This is a genomic window from Nocardioides sp. (assembly GCF_029937575.1).
GTDB lineage: Bacteria > Actinomycetota > Actinomycetes > Propionibacteriales > Nocardioidaceae > Nocardioides.
In genome coordinates, this window is the sequence record NZ_JAPYPS010000003.1 from 106491 (window position 1) to 124434 (window position 17944).

Genomic DNA, 17944 nt, shown 5'->3' on the forward strand with positions numbered 1-17944 from the left:
CTACGCCGACCACCCGAGGTCGAGCGGGTCGTCGGCTCCCGGATCCTCCAGCAGCGCTTCCTGCGCGGTGGGCGGGCCGGGCTCCGACGTGACGGCGTGGGTCGAGGGCTCACCGTCGGCGACGTACCGCAACGCCTTGCGCAGCGCCTCCAGCACGATCTCCTCGTCGTGGTCGCCGCACGACTGCTCGCCGCGGCGGATCCGGACCAGCTGGCGGATGATCTCGACCCGGTCGTGGTCGAACAGACCGGCCACCGTCGCGGCGCGGACCCGGTCCAGGTGGAGCAGCTCGATGAGGCCGGACATGAGCACGTCGCGCTCGTCCTCCACCAGCTCGGGCTCACGGAAGAGCGTGCCGCCGACGCGGACCGTGAGTCCGCGCGCGATGTCGTCGACCTCGGAGGTGAACCGCTTGACCATCATCCGCAGGCCGAAGGCGGAGAACGGCAGGGCGACGAGGCGGTGGCGCATCTCGATCCGGTCGCCGCGCTGGCCGAACTTCCACAACGGGTGGGCGTCGTTGAGCAGGACGAGCTCGTGCGGGACCCGGTCGGGGTCGTCGGGGCGGATCACGATCACCGCGAAGAGCTCGATGCAGGGACGGTCAGGCAGCACCCGCACGTAGGCGACGCTCGAGCCGGCGACGATCGGGATGTCGCCGTCCTCGTCGTGCCGCAGGCGCGGGAAGACCTCCGTCAGGGCGGCGTCGACCATCAGCTGGAGGTGCTCGCTGTCGGTCGGGACCCCCTCGAGCTCGACGTGCCCGCCGAGCCCCTCCGGCTCCTCGCCCGGATCCACCCGCGGCGGCGCGGCGTCGGGGTCGACCTGCAGGCCGCCCGCGGCCAGGAACGACGGGTGCGGTACGTCGTACACCTCGCGCAGGGTGCGGACCAGCAGCACGGCGAGCTCGTCGGCACGGCGGAGCTCGAAGGCGGTGCACCGGTGGTCGACACCGTCGTGCGAGACGGTCTCGTCCCAGCCGAGCTCGACCATCGCGGCGACGTCGGCGTGGGCGTGCACCCACACCGCGTCGTCACCGTCGCTCGTCCACTCGACCGCCACCACGTCGCCGTCGAGCCCGCACACCACCAGGCACGGACGGATCCGCGCCGAGGAGTCGTCGACCCCGGCGCTGAGCTCGAGCCTGAGCTCGGCACCCTCCGCCATCACGGCCAGGTGATCGGCCAGTCGCCGGCGGAATCGCACCCACGCAGCGTCGGTGGCCTCGTCCAGATCGAGCTGTCCCCGCATGTGCACCCCTGCCTCTCGTCCCCTGTCGGATCGACCCTAGGGGCGGGCGCCGACAGCGCGGAGCCGGCCTCAGGAGGAGGAGGTCGTCGCCGGGGCGCGACCACCCGTGCGTCCTCGGGTGATCAGGAACCCGAACGCCGTGGCCAGGACGTACATCAGGACGGAGTAGACCGCGGCGGGGATGGCGACCTCGGTGTTGTCCAGGACGCTGAGAGCGATGGTCAGGGCGATCGTCGTGTTGTGGATGCCGACCTCCATCGAGCTGGCGATGGCCTGCGGCTCGTCGAGGCGCATCAGCCGCGCGCCCGCGTAACCGAGCGTGAGGCTGGCGAGACAGAAGATGCCGGTCACCAGCCCGACCTGCTCGATGTAGCCCCCGATGTTGGCGCGCTCCCCCAGCAGGGCGCCGACCGCGACGATGACGAGCACGGCGATCGAGAAGGCACGCACCGGGCGATCCGCCCGGCGGGCGAATTCGGCGGAGCGGGCGCGCACCACCATGCCGATCGCCACCGGGACCAGGACGATCGCGATGACCTGGAGGACCTTGCCGACCTGCAGGCCCAGCTCGCCGTCGGCGTCGAAGTAGCCGATCGCGAAGTTCGTGATGAGCGGGATGGTCAGCGCGGCGAGCACCGAGTTGATCGCGGTCAGCGTGATGTTGAGCGCGACGTCGCCGTGGAACAGATGGCTGAACAGGTTGGCCGTCGTCCCTCCCGGCGAGGCCGCCAGCAACATCACGCCGACCGCCAGCAAGGGGTCCAGGTCGAAGGCGAGGACGAGTCCGAACGCGATGACGGGCAGCACGAGCACCTGCAGCACCAGGGCGACCGCGACCGCTCGCGGCGTGCGTGCGACTCGTCGGAAGTCGCCGACGGTCAAGGACAGTCCCAGGCCGAACATGATGATCGCGAGCGCGATCGGCAGGCCGACCGAGATCAAGGCTGAGTCGTTCATGCTCGTTCCTCCCCAGGATGTGGAGTGCAGTCAAGCAGAGTGTGACGGCAGTCACGCGGACCCACGTCCGGCGCGACGTCCGCGACCCGGGCCCCGGCCGTCGGCGCGCGCCATTAAGGTCGCCCCGTGCACCTCGACGAGATCCGGCTGCTCGCGGAGCGAAGCCCCGCGTGGAAGCTGCTGCGAGCGCGCAACGCCCCGCTGGTGCTGGGCTTCCTGGGCGAGACCTTCGTCGAGTCCAACGGCGGCGCTCAGGCTCAGAGCGAGCTCGCCGGGCGCCTCGACGACTTCCTGTACGCCGCCAACGCCGGTCGCGCGCAGGCCGAGCAGTGGGGCGGCGACCCGATCGGCTATCTCGACGACTGGTCGGCCCCCGATTCCGGCTGGTTGCGACGCTTCTACCCCCCAGGTCTCGACGACGTCCACTACGACGCCACGCCCGCGTTCGAGAAGGCCTACTCCTGGGTGACGAGCCTCAAGACCCGACCCAGCGTCGGCACCGAGTCGCGACTGCACACACTGGTGGAGCTGCTGCGCCAGATGGTGCACGGCGCCGACGACGACCAGGAGGCGCGCCTGGCCCTGCTGCACCAGCGTCGCGCCGAGGTAGAGGCCGAGATCGCGGCGGTGGAGGCCGGTGAGTTCGAGGTGATGGGTGGCGCGGCGTTGCGTGAGCGCTACCAGTTCTTCAGCAGCACCGCCCGCGAGCTGTTGGCCGACTTCCGCGAGGTCGAGGAGAACTTCCGTGCCCTGGACCGCGGCGCCCGCGAGCGGATCGCCACCTGGGACGGCGCCAAGGGCGAGCTGCTCGAGGCACTGGTGACCGATCGCGCCGACATCGCCTCCTCCGACCAGGGCGCGAGCTTCCGGGCCTTCTACGACTTCCTCCTCTCCCACGACCGCCAGGACGAGCTGTCCGAGCTGCTCGCGCGCGTCCAGGAGCTCGACGAGCTCGACGCCGACCCGCGGATGCGCCGCGTCCACCACGACTGGTCGGATGCCGCCGAACGCACCCAGACCACCGTGCGGCGGCTCTCGGAGCAGTTCCGCCGCTTCCTCGACGACCAGGTCTGGGTGGAGAACCGTCGCGTCCTCGACCTGGTCAGGGAGATCGAGACCGCGGGCCTCGAGCTGCGGCTCGCGCCCCCGAGCCTCGGCCTGGAGATCGACGAGGCCCAGGTCTCGATCAGCCTGCCGTTCGAGCGTCCGCTGTACGACGTCAAGCCGGCCAGCGAGGTCGACTCGAGCGTCTCGGTGGGCGTGGAGGAGCTCGACACGACGGCGCTGTTCGAGCAGACGGTCGTCGACCACGTGCGACTCGCCGCGCAGCTGCGCACCGTCGTGCCTCCACGCAGCTCGGCGCTGCTCGCCGACATCCTCGAGCTCTACCCGCTGCGCGACGGGGTGGCCGAGCTGGTGGGCTACCTGGCGCTCACCGACGACGACCTGAGCGTCGAGCTCGACGAGACCCAGCGGGTCGAGGTCAGCATCGACGACGAGCGCGGGCGGCGTACAGTCTCGATGCCGCAGGCGACCGTGAGCAGGTCGTGAGGGAGGTGCGTCGATGAGGAGCGAGACCGAGGTAGCGGTGTCGACCGCGGCGATCACCCTGATGCGCGGGGTGGTCTACCGCGAGACGCACGAGGGAGTCTGGGCGACCCTGCAGCGTCACGGGGCACCGGTGCGCGACCACTTCGCGACGATCGGCGTGGACGTCGTGGTCGACGACAACGAGGGCTACGCCTACCTGCGTGCCCAGGTCGACGACGCCGAGGAGCTGCCTCGCCTGGTCAACCGCCGCAGCCTGTCCTACCCCGTCAGCCTCCTGCTGGTGCTGCTGCGCAAGCGGATGGTCGAGTGGGAGTCCACGAGCAACGAACCGCGTCTGATCCTCACGCGCGAGCAGATCGGCGAGATGCTCGCCCTCTTCCTCGCCGACACGTCCAACGAGGCCCGTCAGCTCGACCAGGTCGACAGCACGATCAAGAAGGTCGTCGACCTCGGTTTCCTGCGTGCGCTGCGCGGCCAGCGGGACACCTTCGAGGTACGGCGGATCCTCAAGGCCTACGTCGATGCCCAGACGTTGGCCGACTTCGCCGCCAAGCTCGACGACTACCGCCTGGACGGGTCCCCGGGGGCACAGCCATGAGTGAGGGACTCTTCTCCACCGTCGAGCTCGACACCGGATCGGCTCGTCCCGGGTGGCGGCTGCACCGCCTCGAGGTGCTCAACTGGGGCACCTTCGACAAGCGCGTCTGGTCGCTGCGTCTCGACGGCACCAACACCCTGCTCACCGGCGACATCGGCAGCGGCAAGTCGACCCTCGTCGACGCGGTCACCACGCTGCTCCTGCCCCATCAGAAGATCTCCTACAACAAGGCGGCCGGCTCCGAGGGCAAGGAGCGCACGCTGCGCAGCTACGTGCTCGGTCACCACAAGTCCGAGCGCATCGAGGAGTCCGGGACCTCGCGCCCGATCGGCCTGCGTGACCACACGTCGTACTCCGTCGTGCTGGGGGTGTTCACCAACGCCGGGTCCGACGACGCGAACGGTTCCGGCGGCTCCACCGAGTCGGTCACGCTCGCCCAGGTCTTCACCCAGCGCGACCGCACCGGGCAGCCCGACCGGTTCTACGTCACGGCCGAGCGCGAGCTCAGCATCGAGGACGACTTCGCCGGCTTCGGCACCAACCTCAACGACCTGCGCCGCCGGTTGCGCGACGGCGGCGCGCTGCTGGAGAAGGACTTCCCGGCCTACGGCCGACACGTACGACGTCTGCTCGGCATCCGCTCGGAGCAGGCGATGGAGCTGTTCCACCAGACGGTGTCGATGAAGTCGGTGGGCAACCTCAACGACTTCGTCCGCACCCACATGCTCGAGCCGGCCGACGCCACCGCACAGGTCGCCACCATCGTCACCCACTTCGACGACCTCACCCGCGCCCACGAGGCCGTACGACGTGCGCGCGACCAGCTCGCCGCCCTCGACCCGCTGCTGGTCAACTGCGACAAGCACGCCGCCCTGGCGGCCGAGCGGGCCACGACGGAGCGACAGCGCGACGGCGTCGGCCTCTACTTCACCGAGCTGCGGATCTCCCTGCTCACCACCCAGCTCGACCAGCTCGAGACCGAGCTGCAGGCGCGCCGGACCGACCTCGACGCGATCGTGGCCGCCCTGTCCTCCGCCCGCGGCGAGCAGAGCCGACTCATCGGCGAGCGCGCGGCAGCCGGCGGCGACCGCGTGGCCCAGCTGGAGCGTGAGATCAAGGAGCTCGAGGCCGTGGCGGCCGAGCGCACCACGCGCCAGCGGCGCCACGCCGAGCTGCTCGAGCAAGCCGGCCTGGCGCCGGTCGTCGACGCCGCGTCGTTCAGCCGCCGGCGCGAGGAGGCGACCGCGGCCTACGCCGAGGCCGAACCACGCCGACGCGATCTCGACCACGAGTTCGCCGCGGCGATGACGACGCGCTCCAAGCTGGACGAGTCGATCGGCGAGATCGACGTCGAGCTCACCAGCCTGTCCCAGCGACCGAGCAACCTGCCCAGCAAGGCGGTGACGCTGCGCGACAGGCTCGCGGCCGACCTCGGGGTCGCAGCCGAGGAGCTCCCCTTCGCCGGCGAGCTGATCGAGGTCGCCGAGTCCCACGGCGCCTGGCGCGGTGCCGCCGAGCGCGTGCTGCGCGGGCTGGGGCTCTCCCTGCTCGTGCCCCACCGGCACTACGCGGCCGCCGCACGCTGGGTCAACGACCAGCACCTCGGCGCCAAGCTCGTCTACCTGCGGGTGCCGGAGCGCAGCGTGCGGCTGCAGCCCGACCCGGCCGGCGACGGTCGCCTGCGCCTGCTCGACACCCTCGAGGTCGCCGAGGGAGGCTTCGCCGCCTTCCTCACCGCCGAGCTCAACCGTCGCGCCGACCACACGTGCGTGGCAACGGTCGCCGAGCTGCAGACCGAGCACCGGGCGGTGACCGTCGAGGGTCAGATCCGCTCGGGCGATCGGCACGAGAAGGATGACCGCTCGCGCGTCGACGACCCCCGCCAGTGGATCCTGGGACGCTCCAACCAACGCAAGCTCGAGGCACTCACCGCGGCTCGCACCGAGCTCCAGCACGAGCTCTCCCGGGTCGAGGAGAGCGTGGCCACGATCACCGAGCGTCGCGAGGTCGCGCTCGAGGTGACGCAGTCGCTCGGCCGGCTCCTGGATGTCGCCTCGTGGACCGAGCTCGACACCGCCACTCCCGCCGAGCAGGCGCGCGAGGCCGCCGAGGAGCGCGCCCGGCTGCTCGCGGGCTCCTCGCGACTCGCCGAGCTGGATCGCGCGCTGGACCGCGTCGAGACCCGGATCGCCGAGGTCGAGTCTCGCCGCTCGGCCGTGGAGGGCGCTGTCGGCGGCCTGAGCAGCGACCTGCACCGCTGTACGCGCAGCCGCTCCGTCGCGGCCGAGCAGCTGGCCGCGACCCCGGTCGACCTGCTGGAGCTGGCCCGTGGGCAGTACGCCGACATCGAGCTGCGCCTACCCGAGCCGGTCACCGACGCCGAGGCCTGCGACCGCGCCGCCGCGAGCCTCGCCGACACGCTGCACCGCTCCATGGAGCGGCTGCAGCAGCAGATGAACGCCCTGGCGACCACTGCCACCGCCCAGATGACAGCGATCAAGGCGCAGTGGCCGGCGGTCACGACCGAGATGGACGCCTCGATCCAGGCCGCCGGGGAGTACTACACCTTCCGCGACCGCGTGCGCCGCGACGACCTGCCTCGCTTCGAGAAGGAGTTCAAGGAGCAGCTCAACACCAACGCGATCCGCGAGCTGGCCCGATTCGACCACTGGCTGCGCCGACAGTCCGACGAGATCCGTGAGCGCGTCGCCCGGATCAACGAGTCGCTGGGGGCGATCGACTACTCCCCCGGGCGCTACATCAAGCTGCTCATCGAGCCGACGATCAACGCCGACGTGCGCGACTTCCGGGCTGACCTGTCGGCGGTCACGAGCGGCACGATCGGCGGCGACGACCGCTACTCCGAGGAGCGGTTCCTCGAGGTCAAGCGGATCATCGAGCGCCTGCGCGGACGCGACGGACACGCCGAGGCCGACAAGACGTGGACCCGGCGGGTGACCGACGTGCGCAACTGGCATACCTTCTCGGCCGCCGAGATCGAGAAGGCCACCGAGACCGAGTGGGAGCACTACCGCGACTCCGACGGCAAGTCCGGCGGGCAGAAGGAGAAGCTCGCCTACACGATCCTCGCGGCCTCGCTGGCCTACCAGTTCGGGCTCGAGTGGGGCACGACCAGCTCGCGCGACTTCCGGTTCGCGGTGATCGACGAGGCCTTCGGACGTGGCTCCGACGTCTCGACGCGCTACGCGTTGTCCCTCTTCGAGCGGCTGGGCCTGCAGCTGTTGATCGTGACGCCGCTGCAGAAGGTGCACGTCATCGAGCCCTACGTGCGGGCGATCGGGTTCGTCGACAACCGCGACGGCGTCGACTCGCGGGTCCAGACGCTGACCATCGAGGAGTATCGCGAGCGCCGCGGTCATGGCTGAGTGGTCCGAGCCAACCGACGTCGCAGCCAAGGTGCGCCGTCGTTGGACGTCGGGCGAGCTGCTGAAGTCGTACGGACGCGGCACGGAGTTCGAGCCGATCGAGGTGCCGCTGCGAGGGCCGAAGGCGGGCGAGATCGGTGCCGACCTGGGCCGGGTGCAGGCGTGGGCGACGCGTCTCGAGCGGCGCGCGGCCGGCGGCTACGACGTGATCCGCAAGCCGATCGGGGGTCGAGCCGGCGGGCGCAACGAGGTCCCGGCGCGCGCGGTGGTCACGTCGTACGCCCGGGCCTGGCGACTGCTCGGCGTCGAGGCCGAGGTGGCGTCGTACGACGAGATCCTGATGCTCACGGCCGACGTCGCGACCGCGCGCGCCTGGGTGCTGGCCCGGCCCCATGCCGCACTCACCGTCGGTGACGACTGGCCGGGCGTGCTGGCGGCCCGCGAGTGGCTCGAGGAGCACCGTGGCCGCGGCCGGTCGGTGCGCGAGATCACCGCACGCGGCGTCGACACGAAGTTCGTCGAGAAGCACCGCGCTGTGCTGGCGGCACTGCTCGACGTCCCGTCCGCAGCGAGCGGCTTCGCCGCGGGCCTCGGCCTGCGCGAACGGCCTGCTCGGGTGCGACTGCGCTTCGACGAGGGTTTCGCGGGGCTGCCTGCCTCGCTCAGCGAGGCCACCGTCCGGGTCGATGAACTGTCGGCCGCCCGGGTCACGGTGCAGCGCGCGATCATCGTGGAGAACGAGATCACCTTCCTCTCGGTCCCCGTGCCGCGCGAGGGGCTGGTGATCTGGGGAGAGGGATTCCGGGTGAGTCGTGCTGGGTCGCTGCCGTTCCTCACCGACGTGCCGGTCCACTACTGGGGCGATCTCGACACCCACGGCTTCGCGATCCTCCACCAGCTGCGGTCGTGGTTGCCGCAGACCGAGTCGTTCCTGATGGACGCCGCAACCCTGCACCAGCACCGCGAGCGCTGGGGGCAGGAGCCGGCACCGACGACCGCCGCGCTGAGCCGCCTCACCGGGGCCGAGCAGGCGTTGTACGGCGAGCTGGTCACCGACCGCCACGGCGAACGGGTGCGCCTCGAGCAGGAGCGGATCGACTGGGAGTGGGCGATGCGGCGCTGGCCGGGCGAGGCGTGATCGAGTCCAGGTAGCCGACCGCAGTGCCGTGCGCACACTCGTGGGTCGCTGCTCACGCGGCTGCCCTCCGCGCATCGAGCAGCGCGCCGAGCCACGACCGCGCGGGCTCAGCGAGGACGTCGCACACCTCGTGCAGCAGCGGCTCGTCGGCCTCGGTGGCCAGGTCCGGCAGGGCATCGAGCACCACCGGGTCGAGCAGCGCGGCGTGCAGCTGACTCACGGCGTCCCAGTCGTCCTCGCCGCACTCGGGGCAGAGGTCGTCGGGCTCGCCCAGGCACTGCGGGCAGTCGAACGGGTCCCTGGTCGACGCGCGGCAGACCTCTCGGGCGAGGAACAGCGTCCGGGTGACCACGTCGGAGAGATCGGCCGTCCCAGCCTCCTGTCCGTCTGTCCAGGACCACAGCACCGCCTCGACCACTGTGATCGGGATGTCACTCATCAGTCCGGTCCACTCAAGGGTGTCCGTGCGCACCACCTTGTCGCGCACGAGCCCGGAGTCCCGAAGGAGGTCGAGCCAGCGGGGCGGGTCGAGGGCGATGGCACGCGCCAGCGTGCCGGTCACCGGGAGCGGGGCGCTCTCGAACATCCGCCCGTCGTCGGTCGGCACCAGGCGCCCGATCACGGACGAGCCGGGTAACAGGTGGACGGCCGATCCGATGTTGGGGAGCGTGATGGCCGCCTGATCCTCCTTGTCGAGCCAGAGCGACGTCTCCGCCGACGACCCGAGGAAGGTGTAGCCACCCATGGGCGCGAGCGCCCAGTCGCGGATCCGGTCGGCTCGAGAGACCAGGTCGGCAGACACGCCGTCGGCGAGGAAGGCGTCGAGGCCGCCGAGCTCGAACAGGAAGGCCTGGCGATACACCCAGTCGTGCTCGCTCACCTGGGCCGGATGCTCGGCACCGCGGTCGCCCTCGCTCACCTCCGGCAGCGCGAGTGCGGGCCCCCGCAGCTCGCACGCGACCTCGATGGCGCGCGCCGAGCGCGATCTCGGCCCCAGCCCGCGCTCGGCCTCGTCGAGGTAGTGCAACGCCTGCGCCAGGATCCAGCGCGACACGGCCCACCCGGGCGTGAGCTCACCGAGCAGGTCGAGCTGGTGCAGACGGTAGACCCGCGAGGGACTCCAGAATGGACCCCCCTCGGGCGCGAACGGCCGCCGCCGGATGGCGGCCAGGGCGGCCGCCGCGTCACCCCGGCTCTCGGCCTCGTTGGCATCCTGCATCGCCCACAGCCACGGCTCCATGCCGGCGAGCGGGTGGGGAGACTCCGGCGTCGGGAGCATCAGGGACGTCGACGGCCCTGGCTGCTGCCGCGCGCGCCTCCCCTGCCGTCGCTGCGCCTGGGACTGTCGCGGCCGCCTGCGGTTCGACATACCGCCTCACCCCGCCAGCTCGTCGGAGGCGGGACTCGCGTCGATCATCCACAGAGCCTGCTCGCAGACGCCGCGAGCGTGTCCCGGCAGCTCGTGGGACAGGGCGCGCCAGGCCGCGGCGTAGGTCGGCGTCGCGAACCGGCTCACGAGGCGTTCGCTGGTCAGCTCGTCGAGCATCAGCTCGGCGATCAGGTGCCGACCTGCGCTCAGGGAGTCCGGGTCGGTGGCGATCAGCAGCGCGGCCGCGAGCGCCTCGGCGACCATGGTGTGCGGCGCACGCGGAAGGCGCTGGTCCAGCGGAAAGCCGAGCAGGTCGACCCAGGCGTGCTGAGGCAGGTCGGCGCTGACCGACCGCTCGGACAGGTGCGCGAAGGCCGGCTCCAGCGCACGCGAGCGGGTACGGGCGGCGATCACGTCGAGCCAGCGCTCGGGTTGGGCGGCGACCTCGCGCGCGATGCGCGCATCGACCGGCAGGGGTTGCCAATCGAAGAGCTTGCCGGGACCCCAGGTGGTCGGCACGATCCGACCCAGGACGTAGGTGCCGGTCGGCCGATAGCTGGTGAAGCCGAGGTCGAGCAGCTCGTGCTCCTCACCGCTGACGGCATCGGCAACGGTCAGCACGTCGCCATCGGCACCGACCACCTGGTAGCCACCGATCTGCGAGGTGATCCACTCGACGACGTGCTCGCCCTTGGTCAGCGCCGCTTGCGCCTCGGGCATGGTGAGCAGCTCGTCGAAGCCTCCGCGGTCGTAGACGTCGACCTGACGCACCACCCAGTCGCAGCCGTAGATCATCGCGCCGACCTGCTCCGGGTGATCACAGTCCATGGCATCGAAGGGGATGCCGTGCGGGTAGAGCAGGGGCACGACGTGCTGCAGCACCCGCCCCGATCGCCGCGGCTGGCCGTAGAGCTCCAACCGGTGGGCCAGCACGGTGAGGAAGCGCGTCACCAACCAGGGCGGGGCATCCTCGCCGAGATCGGCGAGGACCCGCAGCATCGCCCCGTGGTGGGACTCGGCGAACATCGGCACCGAGCGGTGGTGGTCGAAGGCTGCTCGCCAGTCGCCGCGCAGCTCAGCGGCGCATGCCTGTTCGACCGCAACCTCGTGATCGAAGGTCATCTGGCTGGCGACGGAGCGGAAGGGATGGGATGGGTTCGAATGAGGTGACCGAGACATGACTCGAGCCTGCGCCGAGCCGACGGTCGTCGCCAGGGGGTCCTGGCAATCTGTGGACAACCACGCTCAGATCCGGATCCGCGTCGGAGCTGGGACCGGACGGCTACGAGGTAGCCGTCGTCCACGAAGGGTTCGGGGGTGCGGCCAGCTACCAGATGCGCCAACGTCTACCCAGCGGCAACATCAACTTCAAGGACTAGCATGTGCGGATGAAGACCATCACGGGCCGCACACGAACCCTGCTGATAGTCGCCATGACACTCGTTGTGGCCTACCTGATCGCGCTTCTGTTGCTTCACACGGCGTTCGTGTCAAGCAACAGCGGCGTGAGTGAGCGCGTCACGGTCGGACCGAGATAGTCCAAACCCACCGTACGATCCTGCGGCCCGGTGCTGCGAAGGGATCGTGGGTTTCCCAGAGCTGACTTCTCGCGGGGGACGGTCTCACCGTGGCCGCGATGTGGCGTGCCTACGCCAGCATCGAGCCCGACGCGGGGTCGCCGCCGTCGACTACGCCCCAGCCGGATGGCCTGATGACACCTACCCGATCGTGCGCAGGGTGCGGGTCGAGGCCGAGACGATCGCGGCCGATGGCCCACCTGACCTCCGGCGGGTCGATCCCTGGCAGCGGACGCGCTGACGGCGCGCAGCTCTGGCCCGCAAGGCGACCCGTCAGCTCACGCCCCCGGCTCCTCGATCGCCTCCGAGCCGAAGCGCGCGGCATCGGCCGCCTGTCGTCCGTGCGCGTGACCGAGGGAGTCGTAGCCGCCGCGCACCGCGCTGCTGGTGACCGACTCGCCGTACCACTGCTCGAAGGCCTCCTCGACGGCGTCCTCACGGGCCCTCAGCACGGGCAGGTGCGCGCCGTCGCCGGCCTCGGCGAGCACCTCGTCGGTGACGCTGCGCAGTCGTTCACCGATGCGGTGGGCGTAGGCGAGGTAGAACGCCGAGCGGTACGACGCCCGCCGCGTGCGTGCGTGGGCCCCGCCACCTGCTGCGGTCAGTGCGTGCTGGGCCTGGACCAGGAGCGAGGTGAAGATCAGCTCGACGGCGCGCAGGTCGCCGGCGTACCCGACGACCGAGCTGAGACCCAGCCCGTCCAGGTAGATCGACCGGCAGCGGTGACCGGAGGCGACAAGCTGCAGCAGCAGCGACTTGGCGTCGGCGTACGGCGCGTCGATCGGCACCCGGATCGTGCACGGGGCGTCGCTCGGCCCGGCCCGGTGGAGGACCGCCTGGTCGATGGCGTGCTTGGTCATCAGCTCGTGCGCCTTGGCGGTGAGGCTGTCGGCCTCGTCGTCGTACGACGTCGACTCGGCCTTGGCCAGGAGCTTGCGCACCCGACGCAGCACCGGGTCCTCGGCGCCGGTGTCGCTCGGCAGCCCCCGCACCGAGCGCCCCTGCCGACCCGGCGGCGGGATGAGGGTGTCGACGACCGGCAGGTAGCCGATGGCCGCGAGCGCCCTGGCCACCTGGATCGCGGCCCACGCCCCGTCATGGCCCTGCTGGGTGATCCACAGCATCAGCCAGCCGTCGCGGGTGGGGATCTGGCGGCCTCCGAGCTCGGCGAGCTGGTCGGACCACCGCGGGTCGATCGCCTGACCGCCGCGCCGCGCGTGGTCGGCGTGGATCGCCAGCTCCACGACCTGCGCGGCCGCCTTGGTGGCCTTGCGCCGTGCCTGGCGGACGAGCTCAGCGGGCTGCCACCCGTGGCGCCAGAGCTGGTCGACGTACGACGTGAGCAAGCTCTCGGCGAGCCGCGGCCCGGCGACCGGGTCGTCGCGCACCATCCGCTCTGCGAGCTTCTCCAGCTCGACGTCGTCCTTGCGTCGGGCGGCAGCTTCCATCGCCTCCCACCGCGTCTCGGGCACGGAGCGACGCGGCGGCTCGAACGGCCGATCCCTGCCGCCCGAGGGATCCCCGAAGGAATGGGCGGACGGATCACCGAAGGGGTTGCGGAAGGGAGCACCGAACGAGTCGTCGTAGCCGCCTGACGACCCACCCGCACGCCCACCACGCTGACCTGCCTTGCGTGCCTTGGCCTTCGCGGCCCTGCGGGCCTTGTTGTTCTTCCCCATCGTCACACCCGATCGGTCGAGGTTGCTGGCGGATCGGACGATACTCGCGAACCCGCGCTGGCACGGACGCTCTCCACAGCCAGTAGGGCCAGGTCGGTGCCGGCGACCGCCTCGACCATCCTGAGCGCCGTGTCGCACCCCCCCGCGCCGCCGGCACCGCGCAGCGTTCATGCGCAGTAGCAGGTGCGCCCCGGCGTCGCTGGGCCCTGCCTCGATTGAGGGGGGCGGGACGCAGCACCTTCGCCGACGTACGTGCCGGCAGCTGGCTAGGGCTGCGCGGAGCGGGACCGCTTCCGCTCTCGCGCTTGCTTCGTCTTCTCCGTTCCAACGCTCGGGGCATCGGTAGAGCCGCTCACCGGATCCGTGGACGCGTCGGGTTGCAGGCTGGAGGTAAAGAGTTCAGCCATGCCCGTCGCGGCCTTTGCGAAGATCTGCGGCTGCGTCGCCAGAGCGACCAGAAGCGCAACCACACACAGGAGCTTGAGCAGGTCAGCGGAGATCCCGGACCGACGGGCTCTCTCAGCACTCTGAGCAGGACGAGCAGCCGCTTGTGGTCGGGGGAGCTTCGCACTCTCGCGCCGGCCCGCCCCGGTCGGCGCACTGACGGCAGCGGACGCCAGTCGAGTCCGCACCTGATCTGCCAGTTCGGGCAGTGACCTCTCGTGCACAACCGGTGGCAGCGAGAGTAGGTAGTCACGGAGATCTGACACCGATCGGACGACGATCGATCCCGCCATCCCCGAGACGCGGCTGTCGCCGGCGAGGCACAGGATGCCCCGAGTGACAGCGGCCCCGGTGGGCAACAGCACGCCCGCCACCGCACTGGCAGCCGCATCGACCCCGGAGACAGCACTGAGGCGACTACGTCCGGCCTGACGGAGGTGGCCGTCGCGTAGCGTCACCGCCCCGGACCAGTTCTTGGCGTCGATGACGAAGACTCCCGGCGGCCCCACCGCGACGTGATCAATGTTGGCACGGGGCCGGCCGGGCCAAGCAACGTCGTGCAGAACGGTCCAGTACTGCTGAGGAAGCGCATCGAGGGCCTCACCTGTGGCCCGCTCGCCGTCGGCTCCGCGCTGCCAGAGTTCGGCGGACCGTTGCAGCCGAGCTGCCTTCTCGCGCATGCGGCGGGCGACAGCCTCTGCCGACTCTCCGGCCACGTGAGTCTCCGATGGGGTGGGGGGACAGCAGGTTAGGACGAGATCCACGACTTGGGGCCCCGAACGCTGAAAGTGACCGCATGTGGTCCTCGCCAGCCGTTTCGCGCCAGCAGCCGCGGGAACCAGCTCAAGCTGCCAAGCTGTACGAGTGAGTGACACAGGGCTTCCAGCAGGCCTCCATGAGTCACTCCTGACGCATGGGCTCCGGGACGCGCTCGATGCAGGGCTCGACATCGAGTCCGTCCTGCGCGTCGTCGACCCGGCTGACGCGCCCCACGTCCTGAGCCGCCACATCGGCGAGCTCACCCGGCGCGCTCTCGAACGCACCACCGACCCCACAGCACGTCTCACGCTCATCAACGGACTGCTCGGTCAGCTGGATGACGTGGCCGATCCGGTGTCCGCACCGGCCACTCAGTTGCTGCGCCTCGCTCCGCCGCCGGCACCAGGCATCACGACGTACGCAGAGACCCGGCCCTCCACACCCCTGTCGGACGCCGCGCTGATGACGAACGCCAAGGGCGACCCCAGCCTCGGCGCGGAGCTCAAGGCGGAGATCGAGACGGCAGACGAGGTGGATCTGCTGTGCGCGTTCGTGAAGTGGCACGGACTACGACTGCTCGAGCCCGAGCTGCAACGGCTCCGAGAGCGTGGCGCCCCGCTGCGGGTCATCACCACGACGTACATGGGGTCGACCGAGCGGCTGGCGCTCGACCGGCTGGTGCGCGAGCTCGGAGCGGAGGTGCGCATCCAGTACGACGCTGCCCGCACGCGACTGCACGCCAAGGCATGGATGTTTCGTCGCAACACCCGCTTCGATACCGCCTACGTCGGATCCTCGAACTTGTCCCGCGCGGCTCTCCTCGACGGCGTCGAGTGGAACGTCCGACTGTCGCACGTCGCGACTCCCGCCCTGCTCGTGAAGTTCCGCGGGACCTTCGACACCTACTGGAACGACGACTCCTACGAGCTCTACGACCCGGACGTCGATGCCGATCGTCTCGACGACGCCCTCGCCGAGGCCTCCGGCCGCACGAGTCACAACCGCGTGACCATTTCTCTGTCGGGTCTGGAAGTCACACCGTTCGCCTACCAGCAGCAGATGCTCGACGACCTCGCCGCCGAGCGCTCCGTGCACGGTCGGCATCGCAACCTCGTCGTCGCGGCCACGGGGACGGGCAAGACCGTGGTCGCAGCCCTCGACTACCGGCGCTTGTGTGGCGACGTCGCGGCGGCAGACAGGCCGTCGCTGCTCTTCGTGGCGCATCGTTGGGAGATCCTCGAACAGTCGCTGCGCACCTACCGTGAAGTACTGGGCGACCAGGACTTCGGTGAGCTCTACGTCGGCGGTACCCGGCCCGAGCGTTGGCAGCACGTCTTCGCGAGCGTCCAGTCGCTGACGTCGTACGGCGTCGACAAGCTGCCGCCGAACCACTTCGAGATCGTGGTGGTCGACGAGTTCCATCACGCCCAAGCGTCGACCTACCGGCGGATTCTGGAGCATCTCGCCCCACGCGAGCTGCTGGGTCTCACCGCGACCCCCGAACGCGGCGACGGGATCGACGTACGCACCCTCTTCGACGGCCGCACCGCGACCGAGCTCCGACTGTGGGATGCCCTCGGGGCCGACCTGCTGTGCCCCTTCCACTACTTCGCGGTCGCGGACGGCACCGATCTGCGCACCATCAGCTGGAGTCGCGGCCGCTACGACGAGCACGAGCTGTCGGCGGTCTACACGGGCAACAACGCACGCGCCACCGCTGTGCTCAAGCAGCTGCGCGACAAGGTGCTCGACCTCGGGCAGATGCGGGCGTTGGGGTTCTGCGTGAGCGTGGCCCATGCGCGGTTCATGGCGGAGACGTTCGTGAAGGCCGGGATCCCCGCGCTGGCGGTGAGCGCCGAGACGTCTCGGCCGGATCGTGAGCGTGCGCTCCAGGATCTCAAGGATCGTCGCGTCAACGTGCTCTTCGCCGCCGACCTCTTCAACGAGGGTCTCGATCTCCCCGACGTCGACACGGTGCTGTTCCTGCGACCCACCGAGAGTGCCACGATCTTCCTGCAGCAGCTGGGCCGCGGGCTACGGCGTACTCGCCACAAGGCCGTCCTGACCGTGCTCGATTTCGTGGGACACCACCGCAAGGAGTTTCGCTTCGACATGAAGCTTCGCGCGCTGACCGGTCAGACACGGCGTGGCTTGGAGCGCGACGTCGAACGTGGCTTCCCGTTTCTCCCGGCCGGCTGCCAGATCGTGATGGACAAGCAGTCGCAGACGATCGTCCTGGAGAACATCCGCGGGCAGATCGCCAACCGTTGGCCGCAGCTGGTCGCCGAGCTGCGGTCGTACGGCGAGCACGACCTGCGCTCCTTCATGCACGAGTCCGGCATCGAGTTGGCCGACATCCTGCGCGGCGATCGCTCGTGGACGCGCTTGCGCCGCGAGGCCGGCCTACCCACGGCCGACGGCTCGTCCGAGGAGGCCCGCCTGCTCAAGCGGATCCGGGCCTTCGCGCACGTCGACGACGCTGTGCGCGCGGAGGGCTACGCCCGCCTGCTGGACGGCTCGGCGGCGTACGACGAGCTGAGCGCGACGGAGCAGCGTGTCGCACGGATGCTCTTCTTCTCCCTCTGGCCAGACGCCGGCGGCCATGCGTCCTACGAGTCCGGCTTGGAGTCCTTGCGGGGCGAAGCAGCCTCCACCGCTGAGCTCACGGCGGTCGTCGACATCGCCTTCGAGGGGAGCCGGCACGAGGTCGCGCCCCTCGCCGGTGGCCTCGAGGACGTTCCGCTGCGGGTGCACGCGCGCTACCAACGCGAGGAGATCCTCGCCGCGCTCGACTACGCGAGCCTCGATCGGCGACCGACCAGCGTCATGCAGGGAGTCGCGTACGCCGAGGCTCTCAACGTCGACATCCTCTTCGTGACCCTGACGAAGTCCGAGGCCGACTACTCCCCCACCACCATGTATCGCGACTACCCGGTCAGTCCGACACTGTTCCACTGGGAGTCGCAGTCGACGACGTCACTGGCCTCGCCGACCGGGCAGCGCTACGTGAACGGCACCAGCACGGTGCTGCTCTTCGTGAGGCACGAGCAGAGGGACGAGTACGGGACGTCGTCGTACCTGTTCCTCGGTCAGGCGCTCTACCAATCGCATGTCGGGGAGCGGCCGCTGGCGATCACGTGGCGGCTCGAGCACGCCATGCCGAGCGAGTTCTTCGCCTCGGCCAGCATCGCTGCTGGGTAGCCGCAATTCACCCACAAGGCTTGCCTGTCGAACA

The 17944-nt window shown here is 70.4% G+C and carries 12 protein-coding genes; 6 read left to right on the top strand and 6 right to left on the bottom strand.

Annotation, left to right across the window (positions count from 1 at the left end; all coding sequences use genetic code 11):
* Complete coding sequence (locus Q1K33_RS02180) at positions 1 to 1251, bottom strand: hypothetical protein (RefSeq protein ID WP_300400062.1); 1251 nt, start codon at positions 1249 to 1251, stop codon at positions 1 to 3.
* A 69-nt stretch (positions 1252 to 1320) separates the two neighbouring features.
* Entirely contained in the window at positions 1321 to 2208 is an 888-nt protein-coding gene (locus Q1K33_RS02185; protein ID WP_300400063.1) for a bile acid:sodium symporter family protein, read from the bottom strand.
* Positions 2209 to 2334: 126 nt separating this feature from the next.
* On the opposite strand from Q1K33_RS02185, the gene Q1K33_RS02190 reads away from it, so the two are divergent.
* Genes Q1K33_RS02190 through Q1K33_RS02205 form a run of 4 tightly spaced genes read left to right on the top strand, consistent with a single transcriptional unit; the run spans position 2335 to position 8881 of the window.
* Positions 2335 to 3759: a DUF3375 domain-containing protein gene (locus Q1K33_RS02190; RefSeq protein ID WP_300400064.1), complete on the top strand. Its 1425-nt coding sequence runs from the start codon at positions 2335 to 2337 to the stop codon at positions 3757 to 3759.
* Positions 3760 to 3772: 13 nt separating this feature from the next.
* Positions 3773 to 4357 (top strand): DUF4194 domain-containing protein, encoded by a 585-nt coding sequence (locus tag Q1K33_RS02195; RefSeq protein WP_300400065.1) that lies wholly within the window; start codon positions 3773 to 3775, stop codon positions 4355 to 4357.
* Positions 4354 to 7743, top strand: a complete 3390-nt coding sequence (locus Q1K33_RS02200) for an ATP-binding protein (RefSeq protein WP_300400066.1) — start codon at positions 4354 to 4356, stop codon at positions 7741 to 7743. Before Q1K33_RS02195 ends, Q1K33_RS02200 begins: the two co-directional genes overlap by 4 nt.
* On the top strand, positions 7736 to 8881 hold the full coding sequence (locus Q1K33_RS02205) for a DUF3322 and DUF2220 domain-containing protein (protein WP_300400067.1): 1146 nt from the start codon (positions 7736 to 7738) through the stop codon (positions 8879 to 8881). The genes Q1K33_RS02200 and Q1K33_RS02205 overlap by 8 nt, the downstream gene beginning before the upstream one ends.
* A 52-nt stretch (positions 8882 to 8933) precedes the next feature.
* Here Q1K33_RS02205 and Q1K33_RS02210 read toward each other — a convergent pair whose 3' ends face one another.
* Both Q1K33_RS02210 and Q1K33_RS02215 read right to left on the bottom strand, forming a co-directional pair.
* Positions 8934 to 10160 (bottom strand): hypothetical protein, encoded by a 1227-nt coding sequence (locus tag Q1K33_RS02210; RefSeq protein WP_300400069.1) that lies wholly within the window; start codon positions 10158 to 10160, stop codon positions 8934 to 8936.
* 96 nt (positions 10161 to 10256) lie between these two features.
* Entirely contained in the window at positions 10257 to 11372 is a 1116-nt protein-coding gene (locus tag Q1K33_RS02215) for a hypothetical protein (protein ID WP_300400070.1), read from the bottom strand.
* Positions 11373 to 11638: 266 nt separating this feature from the next.
* Between Q1K33_RS02215 and Q1K33_RS02220 the strand changes: the two genes are divergently transcribed.
* Positions 11639 to 11788: a hypothetical protein gene (locus Q1K33_RS02220; protein WP_300400072.1), complete on the top strand. Its 150-nt coding sequence runs from the start codon at positions 11639 to 11641 to the stop codon at positions 11786 to 11788.
* Positions 11789 to 12105: 317 nt separating this feature from the next.
* Here Q1K33_RS02220 and Q1K33_RS02225 read toward each other — a convergent pair whose 3' ends face one another.
* Positions 12106 to 13506, bottom strand: a complete 1401-nt coding sequence (locus Q1K33_RS02225; protein WP_300400073.1) for a DUF2786 domain-containing protein — start codon at positions 13504 to 13506, stop codon at positions 12106 to 12108.
* Positions 13507 to 13772: 266 nt separating this feature from the next.
* On the bottom strand, positions 13773 to 14630 hold the full coding sequence (locus Q1K33_RS02230; RefSeq protein ID WP_300400075.1) for a nuclease-related domain-containing protein: 858 nt from the start codon (positions 14628 to 14630) through the stop codon (positions 13773 to 13775).
* A gap of 184 nt (positions 14631 to 14814) precedes the next feature.
* Between Q1K33_RS02230 and Q1K33_RS02235 the strand changes: the two genes are divergently transcribed.
* Positions 14815 to 17910: a DEAD/DEAH box helicase gene (locus Q1K33_RS02235; protein ID WP_300400076.1), complete on the top strand. Its 3096-nt coding sequence runs from the start codon at positions 14815 to 14817 to the stop codon at positions 17908 to 17910.
* Positions 17911 to 17944 lie beyond the last annotated feature (34 nt).

What these genes read in the sequence shown, in the direction of transcription:
- Q1K33_RS02230 (WP_300400075.1), bottom strand. Translation starts at nt 14,630, where the DNA reads ATGCGCGAGAAGGCAGCTCGGCTGCAACGGTCCGCCGAACTCTGGCAG.
- Q1K33_RS02225 (WP_300400073.1), bottom strand. Translation starts at nt 13,506, where the DNA reads ATGGGGAAGAACAACAAGGCCCGCAGGGCCGCGAAGGCCAAGGCACGC.
- Q1K33_RS02205 (WP_300400067.1), top strand. Translation starts at nt 7,736, where the DNA reads ATGGCTGAGTGGTCCGAGCCAACCGACGTCGCAGCCAAGGTGCGCCGT.
- Q1K33_RS02215 (WP_300400070.1), bottom strand. Translation starts at nt 11,372, where the DNA reads ATGACCTTCGATCACGAGGTTGCGGTCGAACAGGCATGCGCCGCTGAG.
- Q1K33_RS02200 (WP_300400066.1), top strand. Translation starts at nt 4,354, where the DNA reads ATGAGTGAGGGACTCTTCTCCACCGTCGAGCTCGACACCGGATCGGCT.
- Q1K33_RS02180 (WP_300400062.1), bottom strand. Translation starts at nt 1,251, where the DNA reads ATGCGGGGACAGCTCGATCTGGACGAGGCCACCGACGCTGCGTGGGTG.
- Q1K33_RS02210 (WP_300400069.1), bottom strand. Translation starts at nt 10,160, where the DNA reads ATGCTCCCGACGCCGGAGTCTCCCCACCCGCTCGCCGGCATGGAGCCG.
- Q1K33_RS02220 (WP_300400072.1), top strand. Translation starts at nt 11,639, where the DNA reads ATGAAGACCATCACGGGCCGCACACGAACCCTGCTGATAGTCGCCATG.
- Q1K33_RS02185 (WP_300400063.1), bottom strand. Translation starts at nt 2,208, where the DNA reads ATGAACGACTCAGCCTTGATCTCGGTCGGCCTGCCGATCGCGCTCGCG.
- Q1K33_RS02195 (WP_300400065.1), top strand. Translation starts at nt 3,773, where the DNA reads ATGAGGAGCGAGACCGAGGTAGCGGTGTCGACCGCGGCGATCACCCTG.